Origin of the sequence: Isoptericola sp. NPDC057191 (assembly GCF_042670225.1) — a bacterium.
Taxonomy (GTDB): domain Bacteria; phylum Actinomycetota; class Actinomycetes; order Actinomycetales; family Cellulomonadaceae; genus Isoptericola.
In genome coordinates this window covers 1-4669 of the sequence record NZ_JBHUWC010000245.1, presented here as the reverse complement: position 1 = coordinate 4669, position 4669 = coordinate 1, and the positions used below count along the sequence as shown (strand labels likewise).

General features: G+C 71.4%; 3 protein-coding genes. 1 reads left to right on the top strand and 2 read right to left on the bottom strand.

Annotated elements, in window-relative coordinates:
- Positions 1–88: 88 nt before the first annotated feature.
- Together ACFT55_RS19130 and ACFT55_RS19125 are read right to left on the bottom strand one after the other, a co-directional pair.
- Positions 89–970, bottom strand: coding sequence for a universal stress protein (locus ACFT55_RS19130; protein ID WP_380245433.1), 882 nt, complete (start codon positions 968–970; stop codon positions 89–91).
- Positions 971–1139: 169 nt separating this feature from the next.
- The gene (locus ACFT55_RS19125; protein ID WP_380245432.1) at positions 1140–1838 is read right to left on the bottom strand and encodes a hypothetical protein; all 699 of its coding nucleotides are present in this window, start codon (positions 1836–1838) and stop codon (positions 1140–1142) included.
- Positions 1839–2045: 207 nt separating this feature from the next.
- Here ACFT55_RS19125 and ACFT55_RS19120 point away from each other — a divergent pair, with 207 nt between their 5' ends.
- Positions 2046–4613 carry an ATP-dependent Clp protease ATP-binding subunit gene (locus ACFT55_RS19120; protein WP_380245431.1) on the top strand — a complete coding sequence of 856 codons (2568 nt, stop codon included), beginning with the start codon at positions 2046–2048 and terminating at the stop codon, positions 4611–4613.
- The last annotated feature ends 56 nt before the right edge of the window (positions 4614–4669 follow it).

Here is a 4669-nt window from a genome sequence, read left to right as displayed (position 1 = left end):
GGTTGCGCACGTTCTGAACGCTCAGAACGTGCGTAACCACCTGTTCGGCACGACGGCGCTCCTCGCTGACGCGCTGTGCCTCAGTCGTTCAGCCGCGCACCACAGTGACGGGGCAGGGGCCGAAGTCGAGCACCTGACGGCTCACGGACCCGAGCAGGAGCCGGTCGAAGCCGCCGAGACCGCGCGCCCCGACGACCAGACGCTCAGCACCCTGCGCGGCGAGCACGAGCTGCTTGGCCGCCTGCCCGTGCACGACGCGCCGCACCAGGCGTTCAGGCGGGAGCGTCGCACCGGCGGCACGGACCGCCTCGGCGAGCGACTCCGCGGCGAACTTCTCGTAGTCGTCGATCGGCGGGGCCCAGCCCCACGAGCCGGGCAGCGGTGCCAGGGTGGTGATCTGCCACGCGAAGATCGCGTCGACCGACGCGCCGGTGCGCGCCGCGACCTCGCACGCGTGCTTCAGCGCGGCCACGCTGGGGGCCGACGTGTCGACGCCGACGACGATGCGCGGCGTGTCGCCCTCGGTCGACGTCCCGTCCTCGGGAGCGCCGTCCGGGTCGCCGTGGCGCACGACGGTGACGGGCACGCGGGCATGCTCGACGACCGTCGTCGACACCGAGCCGAGCACCGCGCGGCCGAACCGGCCGCGGCGTCGCCGGCCGAGGACCAGCATGTCGGCGTCCGCGCCGAGCTCGAGCAGCGCGTCGGCGGCCGGGCCCGGCGCGGCGACCACGGACCCCTCCACGTCGAGGCCGGTGCGGGCGCGGGCCGCGTCGAGCATCCCCTGCGCCTCCGCGCGCACGGGAGCGAGCGCCACCTCGTGCGCCGCGGCGTCCGCGCCCTTGCCCGCCCCCGCTGCGACCATCACGACCGTGAGCGGCACGGACGCCGACGCGGCCTCGCCCATCGCCCAGTCCAGGGCCTCGTCCGACTCCGCCGACCCGTTCACCCCGACCACGATGCCGCGCATCGGTCACCCCGACTCTCTCGTCGCGTGGCGCCGCCCGTCGCGGGACGACGCGCCCTCGGTTGCAGGATAGGTCCGGCCCTGCGGCGCGTCAGGGCGGGGCTCTGCGGCATCGATCACGCACCCGCGCGTCGTGACCGGGCGGACGGTCGTGCGTGGTCGTCCGTGCGCGTCAGTCCTCGGCGGGCGGTGGTGCGTCGTCGGCAGGCCGGCGGGGGCCCTGCTGCCCGGTGAGCAGGTCGTCCACGGGCTGCGTCACGACCTCCACCAGGTCGACGAGGTCCTGCGGTCCGGTGATGACGAGGGCCCGGTCGGCTGCCGCGACGTACACGGCGGCGGTCTCGCGGGCCGTGACGCGGACGCACGGGGTGTCCGCGCCGTCGACGGCGAACGTGCCCGTGCGCAGCGGCGCCTTGTCGACCTCGGCGACGAGGGCGCGCATGGCGCTGCGGTAGTCCTGGAAGGAGTCGGCGAAGTCCGGCGTCCCACCGGCGGGGCCGCCGGGGGCGTCGGTCGGGTCGGCGTCCACGGGCGCGGCGATGTCGGCGTGCAGGGGAGCGGCGAGCGCGCCGCTGCACGCCGCACGCACGACGTCCTCGACGTCGTCGTCCGGGACCGGCCCGCGCAAGGTCTCGACCTCGAGGGCCTCGCCGGTGAAGGAGCGGTAGGCGCGCACGAAGCGCTCGCAGGTCGGGTCGTCGGTGTCGGCGAGCCCGGTGAGCGACTCGTCCTCCAGGTCGAGACCCCAGGTGAGCGGGTCGCGCACCTCGCCCACGACGCCGGAGAACCGGGCCAGGCGGGCGTCGTCCCCGTTCCAGGCCCGAGGGCCCCGGGCTCCCGACGTCCCCGGCTGCTGCTCGATCTCGTCCATCGGTACCCCCTTGGTCGGCCACGGCCACCTTTCTCCGAGCGTGGACGCCCTGCCCCCGGCTGGCAACGCGGCACGCCGTCACGCCCCTGGCGAACATGGGCTTACCGAGGGGGGTCGGCGAGTTGGGAGCGCATAGAGTCGTAGCGGTCAGGCTGTAGCCGTCATTCCGACGGGGTGCAGGTAACGCCGCTCGTGAGGGAGCAGCAGATGTTCGAGAGATTCACCGACCGAGCCCGTCGGGTGGTCGTCCTTGCTCAGGAAGAGGCAAGGATGCTCAACCACAACTACATCGGCACCGAGCACATCCTGCTCGGTCTCATCCACGAGGGTGAGGGCGTCGCCGCGAAGGCCCTGGAGTCGCTGGGGATCTCGCTCGACGGCGTCCGCACGCAGGTCACCGAGATCATCGGTGAGGGCCAGCAGGCCCCGAGCGGGCACATCCCGTTCACGCCGCGCGCCAAGAAGGTGCTGGAGCTGTCGCTCCGCGAGGCGCTGCAGCTCGGGCACAACTACATCGGCACCGAGCACATCCTGCTCGGCCTCATCCGTGAGGGTGAGGGCGTCGCGGCCCAGGTGCTCACCAAGATGGGTGCCGACCTGAACAAGGTGCGCCAGCAGGTCATCCAGCTGCTGAGCGGCTACCAGGGCAAGGAGCCCGTGGCCGCCGGCGGCCCGCAGGAGGGGCAGCCGTCCGGCTCCGCCGTCCTCGACCAGTTCGGCCGCAACCTCACCCAGGCCGCACGCGAGGGCAAGCTCGACCCGGTCATCGGCCGCTCGACAGAGATCGAGCGCGTGATGCAGGTGCTGAGCCGCCGCACCAAGAACAACCCCGTGCTGATCGGTGAGCCGGGCGTCGGCAAGACGGCCGTCGTCGAGGGCCTCGCCCAGGACATCGTGCGCGGCGACGTGCCCGAGACGCTGAAGGACAAGCAGCTCTACACGCTGGACCTCGGCGCCCTGGTCGCCGGTTCCCGCTACCGCGGTGACTTCGAGGAGCGCCTGAAGAAGGTGCTCAAGGAGATCCGGACCCGCGGCGACATCATCCTGTTCATCGACGAGATCCACACGCTCGTCGGGGCGGGGGCCGCCGAGGGCGCGATCGACGCGGCGAGCATCCTCAAGCCGATGCTGGCCCGTGGCGAGCTGCAGACGATCGGTGCGACCACGCTCGACGAGTACCGCAAGTACGTCGAGAAGGACCCGGCCCTGGAGCGCCGCTTCCAGCCGATCCAGGTCAACGAGCCGTCGCTCGAGCACGCCATCGAGATCCTCAAGGGCCTGCGCGACCGCTACGAGGCGCACCACCGCGTGTCCATCACGGACTCCGCGCTGGTCTCCGCCGCGCAGCTCGCCGACCGGTACATCAACGACCGGTACCTGCCGGACAAGGCGATCGACCTGATCGACGAGGCGGGCGCGCGGCTGCGCATCCGCCGCATGACGGCGCCGCCGGAGCTCAAGGCCCTGGACGAGCAGATCGCCGAGGCTCGCCGCGACAAGGAGTCGGCGATCGACGAGCAGGACTTCGAGAAGGCCGCCGGGCTGCGCGACAAGGAGAAGCAGCTCACCGCGCAGCGGGCCGACAAGGAGAAGGCCTGGAAGTCGGGCGACCTCGACTCCGTCGCGGAGGTCGACGACGAGCTCATCGCCGAGGTGCTGGCGATGTCGACCGGCATCCCGGTCGTCAAGCTCACCGAGGAGGAGTCCAGCAAGCTCCTGCACATGGAGGACGAGCTGCACAAGCGGGTCGTCGGCCAGAACACGGCGATCAAGGCGCTGTCGCAGGCGATCCGTCGCACGCGCGCCGGGCTCAAGGACCCGAAGCGCCCCGGTGGCTCGTTCATCTTCGCCGGCCCCACGGGCGTCGGGAAGACGGAGCTGGCCAAGGCGCTCGCCGAGTTCCTGTTCGGGGACGAGGACGCGCTCATCCAGCTCGACATGTCCGAGTTCTCGGAGAAGCACACCGTGTCGCGGCTGTTCGGCTCGCCCCCCGGGTACGTCGGCTACGACGAGGGTGGGCAGCTCACGGAGAAGGTGCGTCGCAAGCCGTTCTCGGTCGTCCTGTTCGACGAGGTCGAGAAGGCGCACGCGGACATCTTCAACTCGCTGCTGCAGGTGCTCGAGGACGGTCGCCTGACCGACTCGCAGGGCCGGGTGGTCGACTTCAAGAACACCGTGATCATCATGACCACCAACCTCGGCACGCGGGACATCGCCAAGGGCGTCCAGACCGGCTTCAACGCCGGCGGCGACCTGGTGACCTCGTACGAGCGCATGAAGGCGAAGGTCAACGAGGAGCTCAAGCAGCACTTCCGGCCCGAGTTCCTCAACCGCGTCGACGACGTGGTGGTCTTCCCGCAGCTCTCGCAGGACGAGATCATCGAGATCGTCGACCTGGAGATCGCCAAGCTGGACAAGCGTCTGCGCGACCGCGACATGGCGATCGAGCTCACGCCCGCCGCGAAGAACCTGCTGGCGGAGAAGGGTTACGACCCGGTGCTCGGCGCCCGTCCGCTGAAGCGGGCGATCCAGCGGGAGATCGAGGACACCCTGTCCGAGAAGATCCTGTTCGGCGAGCTCAAGGCGGGCGACCTCGTGCTGGTCGACGGCGAGGGCGAGGGCATCCTCGGCGAGTTCACGTTCCGCGGGATGCCGAAGAGCGAGCACGAGCGTGGGCCGGTCTCGGTCGGCGCGACGGCGGCGCTCGACGCCCCCACCGGCGTCTCGGTGCACGACCTGCCCCCGACGGGCCAGATGCAGGCCGGCGCGGAGTGACGCGCTGACCCGCTGACCTGGCGGTCGACGACGAGGGCCCCGGATCCACCAGGATC